General features: G+C 56.3%; 20 protein-coding genes and 5 pseudogenes. 14 read left to right on the top strand and 11 right to left on the bottom strand.

What is annotated here, in order from left to right; translation table 11 throughout:
- Positions 1-2: 2 nt before the first annotated feature.
- The 5 genes and pseudogenes from N8E89_RS15205 to N8E89_RS15225 all read left to right on the top strand — a co-directional run bounded on the left by N8E89_RS15205 (position 3) and on the right by N8E89_RS15225 (position 3,228).
- Positions 3-584: a cold-shock protein gene (locus N8E89_RS15205; protein ID WP_106665081.1), complete on the top strand. Its 582-nt coding sequence runs from the start codon at positions 3-5 to the stop codon at positions 582-584.
- Positions 585-592: 8 nt separating this feature from the next.
- Entirely contained in the window at positions 593-1,078 is a 486-nt protein-coding gene (locus N8E89_RS15210; RefSeq protein WP_112759868.1) for a DUF192 domain-containing protein, read from the top strand.
- A 12-nt stretch (positions 1,079-1,090) separates the two neighbouring features.
- Positions 1,091-1,846, top strand: a complete 756-nt coding sequence (locus tag N8E89_RS15215) for an alpha/beta fold hydrolase (RefSeq protein WP_106665083.1) — start codon at positions 1,091-1,093, stop codon at positions 1,844-1,846.
- Between the two features lie 247 nt (positions 1,847-2,093).
- Complete coding sequence (cysE, locus tag N8E89_RS15220; protein WP_106665084.1) at positions 2,094-2,918, top strand: serine O-acetyltransferase; 825 nt, start codon at positions 2,094-2,096, stop codon at positions 2,916-2,918.
- Positions 2,919-3,020: 102 nt separating this feature from the next.
- Positions 3,021-3,228: pseudogene (locus tag N8E89_RS15225) on the top strand (DUF3126 family protein).
- Between the two features lie 30 nt (positions 3,229-3,258).
- On the opposite strand, the gene N8E89_RS15230 reads toward N8E89_RS15225, so the two are convergent.
- Positions 3,259-3,984: a hypothetical protein gene (locus N8E89_RS15230; protein ID WP_262260419.1), complete on the bottom strand. Its 726-nt coding sequence runs from the start codon at positions 3,982-3,984 to the stop codon at positions 3,259-3,261.
- A 150-nt stretch (positions 3,985-4,134) separates the two neighbouring features.
- On the opposite strand from N8E89_RS15230, the gene N8E89_RS15235 reads away from it, so the two are divergent.
- Positions 4,135-4,662 (top strand): gamma carbonic anhydrase family protein, encoded by a 528-nt coding sequence (locus tag N8E89_RS15235; protein ID WP_106665086.1) that lies wholly within the window; start codon positions 4,135-4,137, stop codon positions 4,660-4,662.
- A gap of 54 nt (positions 4,663-4,716) precedes the next feature.
- On the opposite strand, the gene N8E89_RS15240 is transcribed toward N8E89_RS15235, so the two are convergent.
- The 4 genes from N8E89_RS15240 to N8E89_RS15255 form a co-directional block, all read right to left on the bottom strand.
- Entirely contained in the window at positions 4,717-5,325 is a 609-nt protein-coding gene (locus N8E89_RS15240) for a transglutaminase-like cysteine peptidase (RefSeq protein ID WP_106665087.1), read from the bottom strand.
- Between the two features lie 143 nt (positions 5,326-5,468).
- Positions 5,469-5,753 carry a hypothetical protein gene (locus N8E89_RS15245; protein WP_262260420.1) on the bottom strand — a complete coding sequence of 95 codons (285 nt, stop codon included), beginning with the start codon at positions 5,751-5,753 and terminating at the stop codon, positions 5,469-5,471.
- 30 nt (positions 5,754-5,783) lie between these two features.
- Complete coding sequence (locus N8E89_RS15250; RefSeq protein WP_106665088.1) at positions 5,784-6,392, bottom strand: PilZ domain-containing protein; 609 nt, start codon at positions 6,390-6,392, stop codon at positions 5,784-5,786.
- A gap of 100 nt (positions 6,393-6,492) precedes the next feature.
- Positions 6,493-7,140: a PAS domain-containing protein gene (locus tag N8E89_RS15255; RefSeq protein WP_262260422.1), complete on the bottom strand. Its 648-nt coding sequence runs from the start codon at positions 7,138-7,140 to the stop codon at positions 6,493-6,495.
- A gap of 308 nt (positions 7,141-7,448) precedes the next feature.
- Here N8E89_RS15255 and N8E89_RS15260 point away from each other — a divergent pair, with 308 nt between their 5' ends.
- Together N8E89_RS15260 and N8E89_RS15265 are read left to right on the top strand one after the other, a co-directional pair.
- Positions 7,449-8,183 carry a rhomboid family intramembrane serine protease gene (locus N8E89_RS15260; protein WP_262260423.1) on the top strand — a complete coding sequence of 245 codons (735 nt, stop codon included), beginning with the start codon at positions 7,449-7,451 and terminating at the stop codon, positions 8,181-8,183.
- Between the two features lie 111 nt (positions 8,184-8,294).
- A pseudogene (locus tag N8E89_RS15265) lies at positions 8,295-8,727 on the top strand (CBS domain-containing protein).
- Between the two features lie 9 nt (positions 8,728-8,736).
- On the opposite strand, the gene N8E89_RS15270 reads toward N8E89_RS15265, so the two are convergent.
- The 3 genes and pseudogenes from N8E89_RS15270 to folE form a co-directional block, all read right to left on the bottom strand.
- Positions 8,737-9,705, bottom strand: a complete 969-nt coding sequence (locus N8E89_RS15270; RefSeq protein ID WP_106665092.1) for a patatin family protein — start codon at positions 9,703-9,705, stop codon at positions 8,737-8,739.
- 168 nt (positions 9,706-9,873) lie between these two features.
- Positions 9,874-10,287, bottom strand: coding sequence for a phosphoribosyl-AMP cyclohydrolase (gene hisI, locus N8E89_RS15275; protein WP_262261924.1), 414 nt, complete (start codon positions 10,285-10,287; stop codon positions 9,874-9,876).
- 34 nt (positions 10,288-10,321) lie between these two features.
- Positions 10,322-10,949, bottom strand: a pseudogene (gene folE, locus N8E89_RS15280) (GTP cyclohydrolase I FolE).
- A 272-nt stretch (positions 10,950-11,221) separates the two neighbouring features.
- Here folE and N8E89_RS15285 point away from each other — a divergent pair.
- The 4 genes and pseudogenes from N8E89_RS15285 to N8E89_RS15300 all read left to right on the top strand — a co-directional run bounded on the left by N8E89_RS15285 (position 11,222) and on the right by N8E89_RS15300 (position 15,202).
- Positions 11,222-11,668 (top strand): iron-sulfur cluster assembly scaffold protein, encoded by a 447-nt coding sequence (locus tag N8E89_RS15285; protein WP_106665095.1) that lies wholly within the window; start codon positions 11,222-11,224, stop codon positions 11,666-11,668.
- Between the two features lie 7 nt (positions 11,669-11,675).
- A pseudogene (yidD, locus tag N8E89_RS15290) lies at positions 11,676-12,040 on the top strand (membrane protein insertion efficiency factor YidD).
- Positions 12,041-12,300: 260 nt separating this feature from the next.
- Positions 12,301-14,289 carry a threonine--tRNA ligase gene (thrS, locus tag N8E89_RS15295; RefSeq protein ID WP_106665097.1) on the top strand — a complete coding sequence of 663 codons (1,989 nt, stop codon included), beginning with the start codon at positions 12,301-12,303 and terminating at the stop codon, positions 14,287-14,289.
- A 94-nt stretch (positions 14,290-14,383) separates the two neighbouring features.
- A complete protein-coding gene (locus N8E89_RS15300; RefSeq protein ID WP_262260425.1) occupies positions 14,384-15,202 on the top strand; it encodes a lysophospholipid acyltransferase family protein in 819 nt (272 codons plus the stop codon).
- A 99-nt stretch (positions 15,203-15,301) separates the two neighbouring features.
- Here the strand turns inward: N8E89_RS15300 and N8E89_RS15305 are convergent, their stop codons facing one another.
- Positions 15,302-16,342: an RgsD C-terminal domain-containing protein gene (locus N8E89_RS15305; protein WP_410010316.1), complete on the bottom strand. Its 1,041-nt coding sequence runs from the start codon at positions 16,340-16,342 to the stop codon at positions 15,302-15,304.
- 122 nt (positions 16,343-16,464) lie between these two features.
- Here N8E89_RS15305 and N8E89_RS15310 point away from each other — a divergent pair, with 122 nt between their 5' ends.
- Both N8E89_RS15310 and N8E89_RS15315 read left to right on the top strand, forming a co-directional pair.
- Positions 16,465-17,058: a nitroreductase family protein gene (locus tag N8E89_RS15310; protein ID WP_113172923.1), complete on the top strand. Its 594-nt coding sequence runs from the start codon at positions 16,465-16,467 to the stop codon at positions 17,056-17,058.
- A 1-nt stretch (position 17,059) separates the two neighbouring features.
- A pseudogene (locus N8E89_RS15315) lies at positions 17,060-17,675 on the top strand (flavin reductase family protein).
- On the opposite strand, the gene N8E89_RS15320 reads toward N8E89_RS15315, so the two are convergent.
- Positions 17,664-18,536 (bottom strand): HpcH/HpaI aldolase/citrate lyase family protein, encoded by an 873-nt coding sequence (locus N8E89_RS15320; protein WP_106665100.1) that lies wholly within the window; start codon positions 18,534-18,536, stop codon positions 17,664-17,666. The pseudogene N8E89_RS15315 and the gene N8E89_RS15320 sit on opposite strands and share 12 nt — an antisense overlap.
- Complete coding sequence (locus N8E89_RS15325; protein ID WP_112759859.1) at positions 18,536-18,991, bottom strand: MaoC family dehydratase; 456 nt, start codon at positions 18,989-18,991, stop codon at positions 18,536-18,538. Before N8E89_RS15325 ends, N8E89_RS15320 begins: the two co-directional genes overlap by 1 nt.
- Positions 18,992-19,144 lie beyond the last annotated feature (153 nt).

A 19,144-nucleotide genomic window follows, 5' to 3' on the forward strand; every position in this document is an offset into this window, starting at 1 on the left:
TCATGTCAGACAGACCAGTATCAGCCCAGCATTCCCCCGATGACGAAAGTTTGAGCGACGGACTGGACCTCATCGAGGTCTCCGGGGCGATCAAATGGTTCGATGTGGCCAAGGGTTATGGCTTCATCATTCCCGACAATACTGATCTTCCTGATATCCTACTCCATGTTACATGCTTGCGGCGCGACGGCTTTCAGACCGCACTCGAAGGCGCGCGGGTAATCTGCGAAGTGAAGCAGGGCGAGCGCGGCATGCAATGTTTCCATGTCAAGTCCATGGACAACTCCACCGCAGTTCATCCGACGGAAATGCCGCCCGTGCGGACGCACGTCACGGTTACGCCATCGAGCGGGCTTGAACGGGTCCTCGTCAAGTGGTTCAACCGCACCAAAGGCTTCGGCTTCCTGACGCGCGGTGAGGGGACAGAGGATATCTTTATCCATATGGAGACGCTTCGCCATTTTGGACTGACGGAATTGCGACCGGGGCAGGTCGTGCTGATCCGTTTCGGTCACGGTGAAAAAGGTCTGATGGCCTCCGAAATTCATCCCGATATCGGCACGCAGCTGCCGTCTTCCCACTGATACTTTCGATGCGCCGCCTGACGTCATTTCTGGCCGGTCTTGCAATTATTCTAATCGCTGCTGTTCCGGCGCTGGCGCTCGATCAGGCGCCAATGCACCTTCCCATCGATGCCGCGCCGTTGAGCGTCAACACCGCCAAAGGCGATGTGCCTTTTCGCGTGGAGATTGCCGACACCAACGAGGAACGCGAGCGCGGCCTCATGTTTCGCACCGATCTGAAGGACAATAGCGCCATGCTGTTCGTTTTCGATGCGACCCGTCCGGTTACGATGTGGATGGAGAACACACCCTCCGCACTCGATATGTTGTTCCTGGATGACAATGGCCGCATTTCCGCCATCCGCGAAAATGCGGTGCCATTTTCCCGTGACGTCATCTCTTCAGGTGAACCCGTCCGGTTCGTTGTCGAGGTAAAGGCGGGCACGGCGCGGCGCCTCGGCTTGACAATCGGTGACAAGGTGCGGCATCCCGCTATTGAAGCGATTGGTCACTGACGGACCCTAACCATGCAATTCTTCGATAATGACGGACTGAAACTCGCTTATCTGGATGAAGGCGAGGGTGAACCCATCCTGCTCATCCATGGCTTTGCCTCATCGGCATTCTACAATTGGGTGCAGCCCGGCTGGATACCGACGCTGACTGCGGCCGGGTACCGGACCATTGCGATCGACAATCGCGGTCATGGTCAATCGGACAAGCCGCACGACAAATCGGTCTATACGCCGACCTTGATGGCCGGTGATGCCGCGGCGCTGCTCGATCACCTTGGCATCCGGACCGCCCATGTCATGGGCTATTCCATGGGCGCCCGCATTAGTGCATTCCTGGCGCTGCAACATCCCGACCGTGTTCACGACCTGGTTTTCGGTGGCCTCGGCATCGGCATGGTTGAAGGAGCCGGCGACTGGTCGCCCATTGCCGAAGCGCTCATGGCGGATGATCCGGACGCGATAAGCCACCCGCGCGGCAAGATGTTCCGCATGTTTGCCGACAAGACCAAGAGCGACAAGGTTGCGCTGGCCGCTTGTGTGATCACGTCAAAGGAAGAGATCAGCGCGGCAAATATGGCGCGCATAGTCCAGCCGGCGCTGGTGGCGGTGGGGACGAAGGACGACATCGGCGGAGATCCCCATCGGCTTGCGGGGTTGATGCCGCATGGCGAAGCAATCGACATCCCCAACCGTGACCACATGCTCGCCGTTGGCGACAAGGTCTTCAAACACGCTGTTCTGGATTTCCTCAGGCGCCATCCGCTGTGAGCAAATAACCGCCAATCGCGATCTGACACTTGCGATGGAACATGATCAACCGCCTGTTCGTTTCTTGCAGGATGGTACAGCATGAGGTATGGCGGCACAGCAATGCGACCATGACAATCAGGCAAATCGAATGTTGCATCAAAATTTCTTGGCCGGGGCCTCTGGAAATTGGAGTGTCAAGAAATCATTTTTGCCGTATGTTAAGATGCAGAGCATGTAAATTTTGGCCAAACGCCTGGAGTAGGAAATGTCCGCTAGCAATCCGATAAAGATGACCGGAATGGTCAAGCAGATGGATCCAATCTGGCTTTCCATCCGCTCGGAAGCCGAAGAGACTATTCGCAACGAACCGCTCCTGGCGACGTTCCTTTACTCGACGATCCTCAACCATCAGTCGCTAGAGGAAGCTGTCATCCACCGCATTTCCCAGCGCCTCGATCACCCTGACATGGAATCGGAGCTGCTGCGGCAGACCTTTACGGCGATGCTGGAAGCAAACCCGGCCTGGTCGCAGATTTTGCGTGTCGATATCCAGGCTGTTTATGACCGGGACCCGGCCTGCACCCGGTTCATAGAGCCGATCCTTTATTTCAAGGGCTTCCAGGCAATCCAGACCCATCGCCTTGCCCATTGGCTATGGAGCGAGGGCCGGAGAGATTTTGCTCTCTACCTGCAGAGCCGCTCGTCCTCGGTCTTCCAGACCGACATTCATCCGCAAGTGCCAATGGGCCAGGGTGTGTTCTTTGACCACGCTACCGGCATTGTGGTCGGCATGACTGCCGTCATCGAAGACAATGTGTCGATCCTGCAGGGCGTCACCCTTGGCGGCACCGGCAAGGAATCCGGCGATCGCCATCCGAAGATCCGGCACGGCGTGCTGATCGGTGCCGGTGCCAAAATTCTTGGCAACATTGAAATTGGCCATTGCTCGAAGGTCGCTGCGGGGTCAGTTGTGCTTAAGCCGGTTCCACATAATATCACGGTCGCGGGCGTTCCAGCCCGGGTCGTCGGCGAAGCCGGTTGCGCCGAGCCTTCCCGTGCCATGGACCAGCTCGTCACCAACTTCGACTAAGACTGCGAAGTCTCCACGCAGGTGCACAATTGCAGTCTGCCCTTTACAGGGCGGACTCTCACATGCCAAAAGCCTGCTGAATGCATTGACAGGAGACTTTAAGTGAAACCCGAAGAACTGAAAAAACTCGATAGCTACTTCAAGCGCACATTCAGAAACACGGAACTCACTGTGAAGGCCCGTCCTCGCAAGGACGATCTCGGCCGAGCTTTATCTCGGCGATGAATTCCTTGGTCTGATCTACAAGGACGAGGACGAAGGAGAGCTCTCCTACAACTTCTCAATGGCCATCCTCGAGATGGATCTCTGATTGCTGGTCGCATGAAGTGACGCCTCCGCGTCACTTCAACCCCTTGATATGGGTTTTGGCAAATGACCGCATTTGCTCTTCGATCTGCTGCCAATCCTTGAGCATTTCCCTTGGAAAACGATAGGTTAGCTGAAGATCCTCACCGACAAAAATATCCCGCTGGCATGAAGCGAAATTGTCCTTTGATGTCTTCGCATCGAGGCAGCGCGCGACGAATGCTGCGTTTCCCGCGGTTTCGGGAGAGACGATGAGCTCTTCGTTGATAAATCCGCTTTCGGGTTGGAACGTTTGAACGCTTAGGCCCGACGGGCCCTTGATCCCAGGCCCGGCGGTCAAAGCGCTGTAAATCGCTCCATAGCGGCCGGACATATCCCTGGAAATCGCCCGTGGTTCAAAGGCGGCAAACAGCAATCGTTTTTCCGACCCTGAACCATTGAAATCCTGTATGAACTCCGGCTGATAACCCTCCATGTCCGGCCAGTGCAAATAGATATCCACGCGCTGCGCAACGCCGTTTCGCCGCTGTTTGCCAAAGCGTATCATATTGGCCGGCAGTTCCAGCACGCTGTTGCCGATCACGATCTCCTGGAGTGATTTCTCCTCCGTGTGCCCGCCGAGCGAGATGGTATGGCCGAGAAAACGCCCGGTGATAGCGAGCAGCAGCGAAACGAGTGCAAGCGCCGCGACGCAATAGAGCCCGCGCTGTAAGGTCAAGCTGCCGGTAATCGGCTCTATCGTTTGTGTCGAAGACTGCATGACCATTCCGGGACGCCTGATGAGGATTCAATCTAACGCGGAGAGTGCTGATTTATGGTTAATGGAAACTGAAGAGATCGTCGATTGACCGATCTCGCCAACCACCCGGCAGTTCGCTAAGGTTGTCAGATCAGAATCTGGGGAGACGCAATGCCAATATTTATGCTCGATGGACACGCGCCGCAGTTTGAGCACCGGGAGTCGAACTGGATTGCTCCGGATGCGACTTTGATCGGCAAAGTTTTCCTTGGGGTGAATGCGGGTATCTGGTTCGGCGCAGTCCTGCGCGGGGACAACGAATTGGTGCGCGTTGGCCGTAACACCAACGTGCAGGAACACACAGTCATGCACACGGATATAGGCTATCCGCTCGATATTGGCGAAGGCTGTACCATCGGCCACCGGGCCATTCTCCATGGCTGCACCGTTGGTGACAACTCTCTTATCGGCATGGGAGCCATTGTGCTTAACGGCGCGAGGATCGGCAAAAATTCGCTTGTGGGTGCGGGCGCGCTGGTGCCTGAGCGCAAGGAGTTTCCCGACAATTCACTGATCGTCGGTTCACCTGCCCGGATCATACGGACATTGGATGACGCCGCTATCGAACAACTACGGCTGTCCGCCAAGCATTATGTGGAAAACGGCAAGCGATTCATGCGCGGTCTGGAGATCGAGTGAAACGCAAGAACCGGCCGTATTCGGCCGGTTCTTGCATGTTCCGCCTGATGGCGCCTACTGCGCGATACTGCCAACCAGAACCTGACGGTCATCGTTGATCGATACCCATGCACCCGTATTGTTCATCGCCTGGCGCTTGAGGTAATCGTAGTTTGTTTCATTCCAGGGTTTGATCAGCGGCTCCAGATTGTCGAGCACATAATCACCGCGATCCGTGCGGACGGTGAGGACCGCATGTCCTTCACCATTCATCTGCCGGACAACAGTGATCAGCAGGTCATTGAGCGGAATTCCGCTTTCATTGAGCATTCTCCGCTTGAGCAGGACGTAGTCCTCGCAATCCCCAACCGTCGTGGGGTACGACCAGACTTCTGCCTTGCCCCAGATATCCAAATCGGTTGCAGGCTGAATGTCTCTGTTGATACCGCTGTTGATCTGAACCAGCAAGCTCCAGACCCTTGGCGTCAATGCAACTGGTTTGCCTTCGCCGGTCTTTATACTGCATTCGCTCTTGTGAGCCTGGCAAAATTCGTAATGTCCGATCGGCTGCGAGGTCCGTCCGCCTGTCTTCATGAACGTCGCGCTCGACGCGCTAGGGTCTGCCTGTGCCGTCATGCACATAAAAAATAGCGCTGCCCCAAGCAGTATTGTCTTTTTTATCATCCCGTCGTCTCCCCGGTTGAGGCGACAATGACAGAGATAGTTTGATCGAGCGGAAATCCCGATGAGTAAATATGAATCAAATCAGTAGCAAAAAATAAACTAATTAGAATATAACTATGTATTAATAACAATTACTATTTTATTTAAATTAAGTTATTGTCGATGTTATTGAAGAATAACAAAATTAACCGTTCGTTTCCCGCAATATTATGTGATTTATGATGCCTTAATGCCTGCCGCAACATCGCGGCTATCGCGTCGAGATCTGATGGGCATCGGGGTCCGAGATATGAAACAGCTGCGTGGAAACGGTCGAAAACAACACCAAGACTGCTGCAACAGGGCCAAACTTGTCGCGCAAAACCATCCGTCGCGGTGACGATCGCCTCGCTCATAGCCGGGTTGGCAGGGGAATGGCCGGCTGTCATCGCCGACTTCCGTGGTTGGGTTAAACCCGGTTAGTGCTCGAACGCGATGTCGATCGCTTCGCGACTTTGCACCGTCGCAAATTCGATTGCGATCCCTTCCTCGAAATGCCGGACGACCCGCCCGCGCATGGAACCGAGAACAACCTGACTGTTCAGGGCAGGGCGCATGCGGATCTCAATGGCGGCGCCCGAAATCGACAGGTCGATGATCCGGCAGGGATAAAGGCGCCCGTCGGCCATCGACAGACTGGTGATCGGATTGCGAGGCGCAATACGCTGGTGGCGCCGGTCTTCCGGCATGTCCAGCTCATGCTTGTTGGCGAGCCAGGTCAGCTGCGCCGCAATCTTGTTCTTCTTGCGGTCCGAAGCAACCAACGACAGGAGGAATCCGCCCCTTACGGGACGCTCCACTGTGCCTTCGACTCTGCCGATGTGATCGATATAGGCGATGACCCGCTCGCCATTATTTGCCATTACCTCCGAAGTGATGACAACATCACCTGGCGACATTTCTTCGATCTGGCAGACGTGCTCAGTCCGATCCTCCAGCATGAAGCGGCCATAGAGCTGCACTTTCACGCTGTAGTACTTGCCCGTGGCGGCAGGGTTCGGGCTCGAAACGTCACGGTGTATTTGCATGGAAGCTGTCCAGATGGGGAATCGACGGATATGGCCAGACTAGGTCACAAGTCTTAATGCCAAGGTAACGGCAACCTGCAGTCGATCATAAATTGCTAACCTAATCTGAAATTTTACCGCCATCGAGCACGCGCAGATGCCGGACCTTGCGGCTGATGATCCTCCGGGCGGAGGGTGCGGCCACGTCATCGCTGCTGTGCGATGCGTCATATGCTGGTGCTGGCTCGCCAAGCGCGGCGCGCGAGGGATTGTGCGGATTGATGAAGGACAGGGATTGGATGCGGTTTTCGACGATCGCATCTGACTCCAGCCAGAACGGTCTGCCAAGGGTGGCGATCATCCCCATCAGATGCAGTTCATTGGCTTCATTCGCGAGGGGCAGAAGAATCAATTCAAACAAAGCCTTGCGCCCGCGCGTGCTTTTGCCTTCGCAAGTGAGCCGAATGACCGTTTTGCTCACCATGCAGTTTTTGACCAGGCGGGAGATATTGCTCCGGTCCTTCGTTTGCCACAGCGATGTAAAGTGCTGGCCTTTCAGTTCCTTGCCATGGATCGAGCACAGACGAGTGCCAGCAAGGCGAAATTGCGGTTCACTGGTTCCGGTTGCCTGCAGGATGAAGGTATCGGCGAGGCGTGAACCGATGGCAGCGGGTGCGATTTCCCTGCGTTCCGGCGCAGCACGCGTCCCCCGCAGCCTGTCCCAATAAGCGAATATGCCGCCAGTTCCATCGTGCTGTATAGGATTCATCTGCTTCCGGACGCCAACGATTCTTAAGCCATGCGGACTGTGGCACTGACGAAACGCCGACACCACAAATCATCCGGCGGGGTCCACTGCCGCGCCCGATTAAGGTTAACAAGTGGTTTCGATTGAGCTGACGCCTGCGTTGTGAGACAAGGATTGCATTGAGATTGCATGATCGAAGTCCCTGAATTTGAGGCCGCCCGGATCCCTGAGCGGCCTTCTTTCGTTTTGAATGCCGTTCACACCTTGGCGGAGCCCTTTGAACCGGCTAGCGTTCCGCCATCAGAAACGGTGAGGTTACGACAAGGCGAATGAGCGACCGAGCGGACGTCCAGAACAATTCATCCGGCCGCGAGCCGATCTTCAACATTCCGGGCGTCATACTCGCTATCATGACCATATGCGGTATTGTCTTCGTTCTGGAGAGCTACATCCTCAACGAGCAGCAGAGCGGCAGTTTCCTCTGGAATTTCGCCTTCGTTCCCGCCCGGTTCTCGCAATATGGCGGGTTTTACTCGCCGGCGGCCTTGCTGACGACGGTCACCTATTCGCTGATGCACGGCAGCATCGCTCATCTCGCGCTCAACATGATTTGGCTTGCAGCGTTCGGCTCGCCGCTGGCGGCACGGATTGGTCCGCTCCGTATGACCCTGTTCTGGATTGTGACGTCAATCGCGGCGGTAATGACGCATTTTGCGGTTTATCCAGACAGTTTAGCGCCGCTGGTTGGTGCATCCGGCGCAGTTTCCGGCATGATGGGTGCTGCTGCCCGCTTCGGCTTCCGCCGCTCGCCGCTCCGCAATTCTGCGGCATTCGTCGGCGAAATCCTGCCCGTTGGAGTGGCGCTGCGCATGCGTACTGTCCTGGTTTTTCTAGGGGTGTGGTTTGTCACGAACATTGTCACCGGGCTCCTGTCTGTAGGTGTCGACAGCTCGGCGACAATCGCGTGGGAAGCCCATATTGGCGGCTTTTTTGTCGGATTTTTCGGCATTTCCCTGTTCGACCGGCGCGATGGTACTCGAATAGATCCTGAACTGTTGGTATAATTGCAAAGCGGTTGCAATAAGCGCAACATACGCGCACCATGAACTAGATCATCGGATGTATTTTTAGGGGATTTTCGAAGGTCACCAGGCGGTTGTGCAAGGAGGATGTACATGACAGTCAAATTGATACTGGAACGCAAGGGCTACGACGTGTTCAGCACGACACCCGATACGACCCTGAGTGATGCGATAGTCATGCTGGCCAAGCATAAGATCGGCGCGATCGTCGTTTGCGACGAGATCCAGAGCCATCAAAGGCATATTGTCCGAGCGGGACGTTGTCAGGGTCCTGGCGACCGATGGCGCCGAAGCTTTGTGGAAGCCGATTTCGGAAACAATGACCATCAAGGTAAGCGTTTGTAACGAAAAACATACGATCAACCAGGTCATGGAAACAATGACCCGTGGCCGGTTCCGCCACCTGCCGGTCGAAAAGGACGGGCGTCTGCATGGCATCGTGTCTATCGGCGACGTCGTCAAACTGCGGATTGAAGAAGTAGAGCGCGAGTCGGAGGAAATTCGCACCTATATCGCAACCGCCTGAGCCGGTTGTCTAGAATACCAGTTTTTGCATGCGCTCGAGTTCGCCCAGGCGCGCCATGGTCTCTTCGTAGCCGAGTTTGATCGCCTCATCGGCGCGGTGAAACTCGGCAAGCCCCACGTGGCCAATCTTTGGCAAGAGTGCAATATCCGGCGGGTCGCCAGCCATGCGCGCGCGCGAAATCCGGTCCTGGATGATGTTGAACGATTCCATCATGACACCGGTAATGCCCAGACGCTTGGAGTATGGCGGCTTCGCGCGTGCCATTTCGCCGTCGCCTGTTGGCGCATGGGGAGGTTCAGCAGCATGTTTGATGACTGCGGCGCGGCCGAACTGATCGTAGTGCAGATTGACCGCGACAACCAGAGGCTGCTCGTAGGAGCGGCACACCGAAACCGGAACCGGGTTGACCAAAGCGCCGTCGACCAAGGTCCTGCCATTGCATTCGACCGGCTCGAAAACACCGGGCAGGGCATAGGAAGCCCGCATCGCGGTGATCAGACTACCGCGCATCAACCAGATTTCATGACCCGTATTGATCTCGGTACACACAGCAATGAATGGTTTGGCCAAAGTCTCAATGGAGAGCTCTTCCAGGTGTTCGCGCAACCGCCGGTCGAGCTTCATGCCGCCAAAAAGGCCGTTGCCACCAAATCGCAGGTCGAGCAGGCTGAAAATCCCGCGTTTGGTCAGGCTCCGTGCGAATTCCTCAAGCTGATCCAGTTTCCCGCCCAGGTAACAGCCGCCGACGAGGGCGCCGATTGACGTTCCGGCGATCATGGAAATTTCGATACCGGCTTCATCGAGGGCTCGCAGAACGCCGATGTGAGCCCATCCGCGGGCCGCGCCGCCGCCAAGCGCCAAGGCGATAGGTGTCTTGCTGTCGCGAGGCTTTTCCGCGGTGATCACCGGGACGTCCGTATTATCACTGATCCCGATCGGTTCAGCCGCGCGCAACCGGCGCGATGCCCATTCGAGCATGGCACACACTCCTGAAATCGTACTGGTTCATTATCCCTCTGCATTGGTATCCAAAGGATGAATATTGCGTAATTGTGACCACTTAGCCAACCAAGGAAATAGGATTACAAGGGGCGATAATGGCGGTAGCGAGGCAGCGAGGCATTCTTGACCATATCGGCCTTATGGCTAGGAAGGACTCACCTTTGTCTCTAACGGCACTACCAATGATGATGTTCCATTCGTCGTGATGACTTGACGATAAAAGCACGATCGCCGTCCTGTGTGACAGGTTGGGCCGCCGCCGGCGACAGTGACCTTGAGCCACAACGCATCCTGATCGCAGTCGGTACGCATTTCGACCACCGTCTGCAAATTCCCGGATGTTTCGCCTTTTTTCCAGAGTGATTGGCGCGAACGTGACCAGTAATGCGCAATCCCGGTTTCGAGTGTCAGGCGCAATGCTTCCGCATTCATATGGGCCACCATGAGCAGGTGGCCGTCGCCTGAATCGGTGACGATCGCCGTGATCAGACCGGACGCATCAAAGCGCGGTGCAAACACCGCGCCTTCTTCATTTTCGTGCTTGTCGCTAAGCGAGATCGGAAAAGGAGCTCATCAATGCCAATTCTGGAGTTTATCGGCCCTTGACGAGCGTCATGAACCGTACCTGTTCGTTGACATCCGTCTTGTATGCGCCGGTAAAGGTCGTCGTCGTAGTCGTCGAACCGGATTTGCGGATACCGCGCATGGACATGCACATATGCTCCGCCTCGATCATGACGGCCACACCGCGCGGCTGCAACGAGATCCTGGATGGCATTGGCGATCTGTGCTGTCATGGCCTCTTGTGTTTGCAGGCGGTGCGCGTAGATATCAACGACGCGTGCAATTTTCGACAGGCCGACAACCTTCTCGCCATCCGGCAGGTAGGCAACGTGTGCCTTGCCGATGATCGGCACCATATGGTGCTCACAATGCGAGAAGAACGGAATATCCTGGATGAGGACAATATCCTCATATCCGGCGATTTCCTCGAACGTCCGGCCAAGGACATCGGCCGGCTCCTGCGTATATCCGGAGAACAGTTCCTTGTAAGCTTTTGCCACGCGTTCCGGCGTGTCAAGGAGGCCCTCGCGGTCCGGATTGTCGCCGGCCCAGAGCAGCAGCGTGCGTACCGCTGCTTCTGCTTCTTCCTGAGTTGGGCGCCGAGTGTTGTTCTGCTTAACAGCCGCTGACTGCAAGTTCTTTATTACCGCATCCATCGCGATCTCCCGTAGCCGCCCTCAAAGGAGCGACGAGTTAAACGGCAATACACGATAGTCGTTCCCTAAGGACGGACGGTGTATTGATGCTGACGTGGGTTACTCGTCCACGCCTGACCAGCACATTAACGCATCGCATAATTTAGTTCCATGCGACTTTATGCTTGGTCACTCCCATACTATATAGAGATTGAATTCGGGATTCATAGGGTCAAAGCGATGCACAATGACGCGTTTGCGATGAACACTGTGTCGAACAACGGACATCTGTCATGATCAACGACGTCTACAATGCGCGTATTCTGGAATTCGCCGGGAATATCGAGCGGCTTGGCCGTCTGCAAGATCCGGATGCCACGGCAACGGCCCATTCCAAACTGTGCGGCTCGACAGTCACCGTTGACCTCAAGATGCGGGACGGTGTGGTTTCTGACTTCGCCCATGATGTCAAAGCCTGTGCACTCGGGCAAGCTTCGTCCTCGATCATGGCGCGGCATGTGATCGGCGCCACGGCGCAGGAGCTGCGGAACGTGCGTGAAACGATGTTCAGGATGCTGAAAGAGAATGGCGCGCCGCCGGATGGCCGCTTCGAAGATCTCAAATTTCTTGAACCAGTGCGTGACTACAGGGCACGCCATAACTCCACCATGCTGACTTTTGACGCCGTGGTTGACTGCCTGAACCAGATCGAGAAGAAGACCGCTGAAGCAGCGGCTTGAAATCATCATGTGTGATCAGCCGGCACAAGATCATTTGCCGAAGAATTCCCGGAAGTATTCACGCAACTGGCGGGGTCCATGGCGGAAGACGCCCGGTCGTATTCTGGGGACCGGCCTGGTGAGGTTCTATCAATTGACGCTGTCCGGATTTGTCGGCAATTCCTGCCGCCACCTGCCGACATGCTCGGAATATGCCTACGAGTCCATTGCCCGCTATGGATTGTGGACCGGTGGCTGGATGGGCTTGTTTCGTTTCGTCCGCTGCGGCCCGGGGGAACACGTGGGCTCGATCCCGTGCCCACGGTGCTTGACGACCGGCTGGTTTGGTATATGCCCTGGCGTTACTGGCGGCTTCACAATCCCGCAAACTGAACTTGAGATAGCCCTTATTTTTTGCCCGTGCTGTCCGTCGTAACTGCTCCGGAGCTGTTCGACGTGGGCGCGGCCCGGCAACTCCAACGGCGGGACCAGTGCGAGCACGCAAAGGCGGCATGTGCAACGTACGGACCCCGCTTTTGCCCGCAAGGCCTTTACGCCAGGCAAAACAGCATTTAGAAGTCCGTCCGCCGGAGCGGTTTCCGGTCGTTAAATACCACCCGCAATCGTTGGCGGGACTGGATAGGAGCAAATAGATGTCAGAGACAGTTGCAAAGACTGTATCCATGCAATTTCCCGATGGCTCGAAGCGCGAATACGACGCTGCCATGACCGGTGCGGAACTTGCCGAATCCATTTCCAAATCACTTGCCAAGAAGGCCGTCGCCTATGCGGTCGATGGTGTCGTGCGTGATTTGTCCGACCCGTTGCAGCATCCAGGTACGATCGAGATCCTGACCCGTGAAGATCCTCGTGCTCTGGAATTGATCCGGCACGATTGCGCACATGTTCTTGCCGAGGCGGTACAGGAATTGTTTCCCGGAACGCAGGTTACGATCGGTCCGGTGATCGAGAATGGTTTTTATTACGATTTCGCCAAGAACGAGCCATTTACGCCCGATGATCTGCCAGTGATTGAGAAGAAAATGCGGGAAATCATTGCCCGCAACAAACCTTTCACCAAGGAAATCTGGTCACGCGAGAAGGCACGTAAAATTTTTGCCGAGAAGGGCGAAACCTATAAGGTCGAACTCGTCGATGCGATTCCCGATAGCCAGGATCTCAAGATTTACGCCCAGGGCGATTGGTACGATCTGTGCCGCGGCCCGCATATGGCTTCCACGGGCCAGATCGGCAACTCCTTCAAGTTGATGAAGGTCGCCGGGGCCTATTGGCGCGGTGACAGCAACAATCCGATGCTGAGCCGCATCTACGGCACGGCATTCACCAATGATGCCGACCTGCAATCCTACCTGCACATGCTGGAGGAGGCGGAAAAGCGTGACCACCGCCGTCTCGGCCGGGAAATGGATCTGTTTCATTTCCAGGAAGAGGGGCCGGGCGTTGTTTTCTGGCATCCGAAGGGATGGCGGATGTTCCAGAGCCTCGTCAGCTATATGCGGCGGCGGCTGGACAGCCACGGTTACAGCGAAGTCAACGCGCCGCAGGTGCTCGACAAGTCGCTGTGGGAGACGTCGGGTCACTGGGGCTGGTACCGGGACAATATGTTCAAGGTTACGGTCGCCGGCGACGAGACCGACGACGAGCGCGTTTTCGCGCTAAAGCCGATGAACTGTCCGGGTCACGTGCAAATCTTCAAGCATGGTTTGAAGTCATATCGCGATCTGCCTGTAAAACTTGCGGAATTCGGCAATGTTCATCGATACGAGCCGTCTGGCGCACTGCATGGCCTGATGCGCGTGCGCGGCTTCACACAGGATGACGCGCATATTTTCTGCACGGATGAGCAGATGGAGGCGGAATGCCTGCGCATCAATGATCTTATCCTTACGACCTATGCCGACTTCGGTTTCCAGGGCATCACGGTCAAGCTGTCAACGCGTCCCGACAAACGCGTCGGCTCGGACGAGTTGTGGGACCGGGCCGAAGAGGTCATGAGCAAGGTGCTCAAGACCATCGAGGAGCAGTCTGGCGGCACAATCAAGACGGCAATCAATCCGGGCGAGGGTGCCTTCTACGGTCCCAAATTCGAATATGTGTTGCGCGATGCCATCGGCCGGGACTGGCAATGCGGCACGACGCAGGTCGACTTCAATCTGCCAGAACGGTTTGGGGCCTTCTATATCGACTCAACGTCGGAGAAGAAGCAGCCGGTAATGATCCATCGTGCCATCTGCGGCTCGATGGAACGCTTCCTCGGCATTCTGATCGAGAACTACGCCGGGCATATGCCGCTGTGGTTCGCGCCGGTGCAGGTGGTCGTCGCCACGATCACCTCCGAGGCCGATGAGTATGGCAAGCAGGTGGCCAAGGAATTGAAAGCCGCTGGTCTTCAGGTAATCACCGACTTCCGCAACGAGAAGATCAACTACAAGGTGCGTGAGCATTCGTTGCAGAAGGTCCCGGTCATTCTCGTCTGCGGTATGCGCGAAGCCGAGGAACGTTCGGTCAATATGCGCCGGCTTGGTTCGCAGAACCAGACGTCACTGAGTCTGGATGAGGCGATCCGCCAGCTCGCGGAGGAAGCAACGCCGCCGGATCTGCTGCGCCCCGCAGCGGAGTAGCCCAAATCACAACATGACAGCGTGGTGTCGTCATCACGCTGTCATGTGGATGTAACAAGATTCTGAGCTGCTTTATTTTTCACCGGGGTCTGACGTGCAGTTTCCAGAGCTTTCCTATGCCAACGACACGCAAACACGCCTGACCCAGTGGCTCATCCGGACTATCGAGGGTCTGTCCGGCCGCAATTATTATGCCGGACTCTACAACACCTGGCGGAGCGACATTGTCCCTGCTGGCATCGATGTATTTTGCCGCATGATGGATTTGGTCAACATTCGTCTCGACATCGCCGATCAATGGCCCCCACTGGAGCTGCCCGATACGCCTTTGGTCATCATCGCAAACCACCCCTTCGGCATCGGCGACGGCATCGCAGCGCTGGCATTGGCCGAACAGCTCCGCCGGCCGTTCCGCGTTCTCATCAACAACGACCTTTTGAAAGTGCCGGAGATACGCCCGTACGCCCTTCCTGTCTGTTTCGACGAGACGAAAGAAGCGCTGGCGATGAATATGGCGACCCGCCATGAGGCGGTGCGTCTGCTGAGGGAAGGTGTGACGATCGTGGTATTTCCGGCTGGCGGTGTTGCCACGGCGCCCAAGGTCTTTGGCCGCGCCGAGGATCTGCCGTGGAAAATCTTTCCGGCAAAACTGGTGCGGCAGGCCAAGGCCTCGGTCATACCGGTCTACTTCGGCGGTCAGAACGGCCGATTCTTCCACCTCGCCAGTAAAATATCGATAACGCTGCGTATTTCACTGCTGATCCGTGAATTTCGCCGGTTGTCAGGCAAGACAATCGACGTTCGTATTGGTCGGGTCATTGGCTGGGATGAGCTGGAGCCAATAGCGGACCGCAAGCGCCTGCTCGAATTTCTTTACGACGCTGTCTTCTCGCTCGAGCCCCAGACAAACTAGCCACGGCGCTTCCGCTTAAAAAGTCGCAAAAGTGCTCTATATCTTTGTCTCTATGCATTTCCGGACGGAAAATCGCTTCACACTTTTCCTGGAAATGCTTTAGTCGAGCGGCTCTTCACCACCGGCCGGCTGATCCGCGACCGCAGCAGTGCTTGCACCATCCTTCGCCAAAACTTCGACGTCCTGATTTCGGCCGGCAACGACCTTGAAATCGCGTTGATAGATGCGGTCCTTGTTCTTGGCGATAATCACATATTCACCTTCCGCCAAGACGATGGATGCGAAAGCACCAACGCTTTCACGCACAATATCGCCTGATGTGGTCAATACCGACCAGGCCGTATCAGCCAAAGCTTCGCCACCCGCCTCACGCACAAGCTTCAAGGTCAGCTGTGCTGCCCGGTGCTCCACATTGGCTTCGGTTATCTTGCCGGCCTCAACCCGGATATCTGCGCGGATAACGGCATTCGCCGTGCCGTAGTTGGATACGATCTGATAGGTGCCGGCGTTGAGGCGTACAACGCTGTCTGGCTTCACATCCGGAATAATCAGGGCACGTTCGCCGTTCGAGTCCTCGTGATCTTCATAAATCGAGAATCTCAGTTGATCCGGAGGAATGCGCCCGCCACCCGAAAGAACAGCGTTGAGTTTAACGCCGCCAGCATCGAGGATCATCGTCTCGGTGCGCTTGGAGCGCGTCATCGTAATGCGCTTGGTCGCGCCTGCACGTCCGAAAGCCACATGCACGAGATAACTGCCTGGCGCGAGATTGAACGATGTCGTGCCCCCCTTGGAGGTAGCCAACAATGCGAGCTTACCATCGTCACCGGGTTCCGGGGAGAACACCCGCCAGACAAGGCCCCGCCCAATAGGGTCAGCTTCCTCCGAGAGTTTGGCAGACAGCACCAGTTCCGGTTCGTTGGCAAGCGGGTTGTTTGCAGGCGCCTTGGGGTTGGCGTATTCTTTGAGATTCGGGATACTGGGCAGTTCGACGGCCGGCGCCTGAGGCAAGTCCGGGGCCAGCGCTTGCCCCCACGCGCCAGATATCGTGGCGAGCAGACCTGCAAACGCCATCGCAGCGCGCAGCCGCTCTCGCTTACGGCGCTTGCCGCCCATTGAAAAACTCTGGATTACACCCATGAGACGGTTTGATCCGAAGCCGGTGGCAATTTCAAGGCTTTTTCTTTAAGCGCATATCTTTACTTGGCCGACGAAACCACCACATTGTCCGCGCATCGCTAACAGGACCACTGCATTATTCCATGGATACATCTGTTTCCCCCTCCGTCATTGAATTCTTGTCAACGCGCAGCTCGACGCCGATCTCAGCCATTGGGCTTCCTGCCCCATCTGACGGTGAAATCGAAACCATGGTTCGCATCGCCTCACGTGTACCCGACCACGGCCGTCTGACGCCCTGGCGCTTCATCATCTACCGGGGAGAGGCACAGGAACAGGTTGGGAAATATCTCGCAGATCTCGCCGAGGAGCGGGAAGGTCCGCTGACCGACCAGCGCCGCGAGCAGGAATTGAAGCGCTTTGCCCGTGCGCCACTGGTCATCGGCGTGATATTTGCGCCGGTCGAACATCACATTCCTGAGTGGGAACAGTTTTTGTCGTCCGGGGCTGCGGCCATGAAACTATGCCTCGCGGCGAATGCCCTTGGCTATGCCACGAACTGGATAAGCAACTGGTATTCCTCCGATGAAAAGGGGCGTGCGCTGCTCGGATTGGCGCCGCGCGAGCGAGTAGCGGGGTTTGTTCACATCGGCACGTGTCCGCAAAAAGTGCCGGAACGGCCGCGTCCGGAGATCAAGGATATTCTTTCCGAATATTCCGGGCCCTGGGAAGGCTGAAATGTTCTACAGATATGAAGATGGTCACGGCTTGCCGCACGATCCGTTGAAGGCAATCGTCTCGCCGCGTCCCATCGGTTGGATTTCCAGCAGATCGAAAGAGGGCAAGGTGAATCTCGCACCTTACTCCTTCTTCAACATGATCAGCACCAAGCCTTGTCTGCTGATGTTCTCCTCGGAAGGTTATAAGGACAGCGTTGCCTTCATCGAGGAGACAGGCGAGTTCGCCGCGAGATCTGGTGAGCGCAAACCTCGCCGTGCCCATGAATGCGACGTCGGTAAATGCTCCACGCGGCGTCAGTGAATTCGAGTATTCAGGATTGACGCCGACGGATTGTTCCCTGATCGGCGCACCGCGCGTTGCTGAAGCTTATGCTACACTCGAATGCATATTGACGGATGTCCAAAACCCGAAGGACCGACACGGCAACCCGGTCAGCGCCTTTATGGTCATTGGCGAGGTAGTCGGAGTTCACATCGATGAGGCAATCCTCACCAATGGCCTCGTTGACATCACAAAGGCACAGCCCGTGTCGCGTCTCGGCTACATGGATTTTGCTACGGTATCCGAGACATTTCAGATGTTCCGGCCAAGATGGGATGAATCAGGAAGCTGATCCGGCACGGGCGATGAGCCGTTCAGCCCGGCGCAGATGCGGGCGATCGAACATCTGGCCATCGATACCGATGACCCCTGCTGACGGCTCCGCCGTAAAGGCCGCGACAATCTTTCTGGCGTGATCGACGGCTTCGGGTGACGGCGTGAATGCCTGATTGATGATTGGTACCTGCGCCGGATGAATCGCAAGCTTGCCGGTAAATCCGTCGCGCTCGGCATCTGCGCATTCACGCGCCAGACCCTCGTCATCGCGGTAGTTGATATAGACCGTATCGATCGCTGCGACCTCCGCCGCCGATGCACCAAGTATTGTCACCGCTCGAGCAAGCCGGAACACATCGGTGTACCTGCCTGCCTCGTCGCGGGCCGCGCGCGCTCCAATCACGGCGGACAGGTCTTCGGCGCCCCAGCTGAGGCCGATCAGGCGTGTCGAGGCATCGGGATAGCTCGACGCTGAAAGCGTTCCGATTGCCGTTTCGGTGATGATGGCGATGATCTGTGTTGCACCTTCAGCAACGCCTGCTCGTGCCTCGTGAACGTTGAGCTTTGCCGCGAGACGCGTTACGTCCTTGCCGCTGTTGGACTTCGGCAAGAGAATGCCGTGGGGCAGAGCCGGCATCACCGCTGTGAGATCGTCATCCGCCAGCCCACTGGCCAGATCGTTGATACGGACGAACAGGCGAGGCGAGGGGCGCTCATGATTGGCCGTCAAAAAGTTTGCGGCGATCTTTCGGGCTGTTTCCTTGCGTTCCGCACTGACAGAGTCCTCAAGATCGATCAGCAATACATCGGCTCCGCTGGTCAGGCCTTTCTCCAGTTTCTTCTCCGAATCGCCCGGAATGAACAGAAGCGAGCGCATCAGGCAGCACTCTTCGACTTCATCATGGCCTGCCGTGTGCATTTGGCGACGAGCACGCCGAATTGATTGAAGGCCCGGTGCTCAAACTCGACGATGCCGCGATCGGGCTTCGATTTCGATCGCCTCGCCGAGATCACCTGGGTTTCCACGCGCACGGTATCGCCATGAAACAAAGGGGCGGGGAACGTAACATCCGTCATGCCGAGGTTGGCAATCGTTGTGCCAATTGTTGTATCGTTGACGGAAATACCAATCATCAAGCCAAGTGTGAACAGGGAATTGACGAGTGGTTTACCCCATTCGGTCTTTCCGGCGAACTCGAAATCGATGTGCAGCGGTTGCGAATTCAACGTCATGACCGAAAACAGCATATTGTCGCTTTCAGTGACCGTCTTGCGGAGCGTGTGCTGAAATACATGTCCGATTTCAAAGTCTTCCAGATATAGCCCGGCCATGATGTCTCGCGTCTCCTCACTGCTTTGGCGGCAGACTAAGGCGGCTTCGTCCGGATCGCAACAAGGGAAGGGTTTCACCCGAACATGGTTAACCGATATGGTGAACCGATCGTAAACCTTTTTGTCCTACTGTCGAAAACAAGCACAGACTTG

The organism is Phyllobacterium sp. A18/5-2 (assembly GCF_025452215.1).
GTDB classification, from domain to species: domain Bacteria; phylum Pseudomonadota; class Alphaproteobacteria; order Rhizobiales; family Rhizobiaceae; genus Phyllobacterium; species Phyllobacterium sophorae.

Excerpts from the sequence above, each read along its gene's own strand:
- N8E89_RS15205 (WP_106665081.1), top strand. The coding sequence starts at position 3 with ATGTCAGACAGACCAGTATCAGCCCAGCATTCCCCCGATGACGAAAGT.
- N8E89_RS15210 (WP_112759868.1), top strand. The coding sequence starts at position 593 with ATGCGCCGCCTGACGTCATTTCTGGCCGGTCTTGCAATTATTCTAATC.
- N8E89_RS15215 (WP_106665083.1), top strand. The coding sequence starts at position 1,091 with ATGCAATTCTTCGATAATGACGGACTGAAACTCGCTTATCTGGATGAA.
- cysE (WP_106665084.1), top strand. The coding sequence starts at position 2,094 with ATGTCCGCTAGCAATCCGATAAAGATGACCGGAATGGTCAAGCAGATG.
- N8E89_RS15230 (WP_262260419.1), bottom strand. The coding sequence starts at position 3,984 with ATGCAGTCTTCGACACAAACGATAGAGCCGATTACCGGCAGCTTGACC.
- N8E89_RS15235 (WP_106665086.1), top strand. The coding sequence starts at position 4,135 with ATGCCAATATTTATGCTCGATGGACACGCGCCGCAGTTTGAGCACCGG.
- N8E89_RS15240 (WP_106665087.1), bottom strand. The coding sequence starts at position 5,325 with ATGATAAAAAAGACAATACTGCTTGGGGCAGCGCTATTTTTTATGTGC.
- N8E89_RS15245 (WP_262260420.1), bottom strand. The coding sequence starts at position 5,753 with ATGACAGCCGGCCATTCCCCTGCCAACCCGGCTATGAGCGAGGCGATC.
- N8E89_RS15250 (WP_106665088.1), bottom strand. The coding sequence starts at position 6,392 with ATGCAAATACACCGTGACGTTTCGAGCCCGAACCCTGCCGCCACGGGC.
- N8E89_RS15255 (WP_262260422.1), bottom strand. The coding sequence starts at position 7,140 with ATGAATCCTATACAGCACGATGGAACTGGCGGCATATTCGCTTATTGG.
- N8E89_RS15260 (WP_262260423.1), top strand. The coding sequence starts at position 7,449 with ATGAGCGACCGAGCGGACGTCCAGAACAATTCATCCGGCCGCGAGCCG.
- N8E89_RS15270 (WP_106665092.1), bottom strand. The coding sequence starts at position 9,705 with ATGCTCGAATGGGCATCGCGCCGGTTGCGCGCGGCTGAACCGATCGGG.
- N8E89_RS15285 (WP_106665095.1), top strand. The coding sequence starts at position 11,222 with ATGATCAACGACGTCTACAATGCGCGTATTCTGGAATTCGCCGGGAAT.
- thrS (WP_106665097.1), top strand. The coding sequence starts at position 12,301 with ATGTCAGAGACAGTTGCAAAGACTGTATCCATGCAATTTCCCGATGGC.
- N8E89_RS15305 (WP_410010316.1), bottom strand. The coding sequence starts at position 16,342 with ATGGGTGTAATCCAGAGTTTTTCAATGGGCGGCAAGCGCCGTAAGCGA.
- N8E89_RS15310 (WP_113172923.1), top strand. The coding sequence starts at position 16,465 with ATGGATACATCTGTTTCCCCCTCCGTCATTGAATTCTTGTCAACGCGC.
- N8E89_RS15320 (WP_106665100.1), bottom strand. The coding sequence starts at position 18,536 with ATGCGCTCGCTTCTGTTCATTCCGGGCGATTCGGAGAAGAAACTGGAG.
- N8E89_RS15325 (WP_112759859.1), bottom strand. The coding sequence starts at position 18,991 with ATGGCCGGGCTATATCTGGAAGACTTTGAAATCGGACATGTATTTCAG.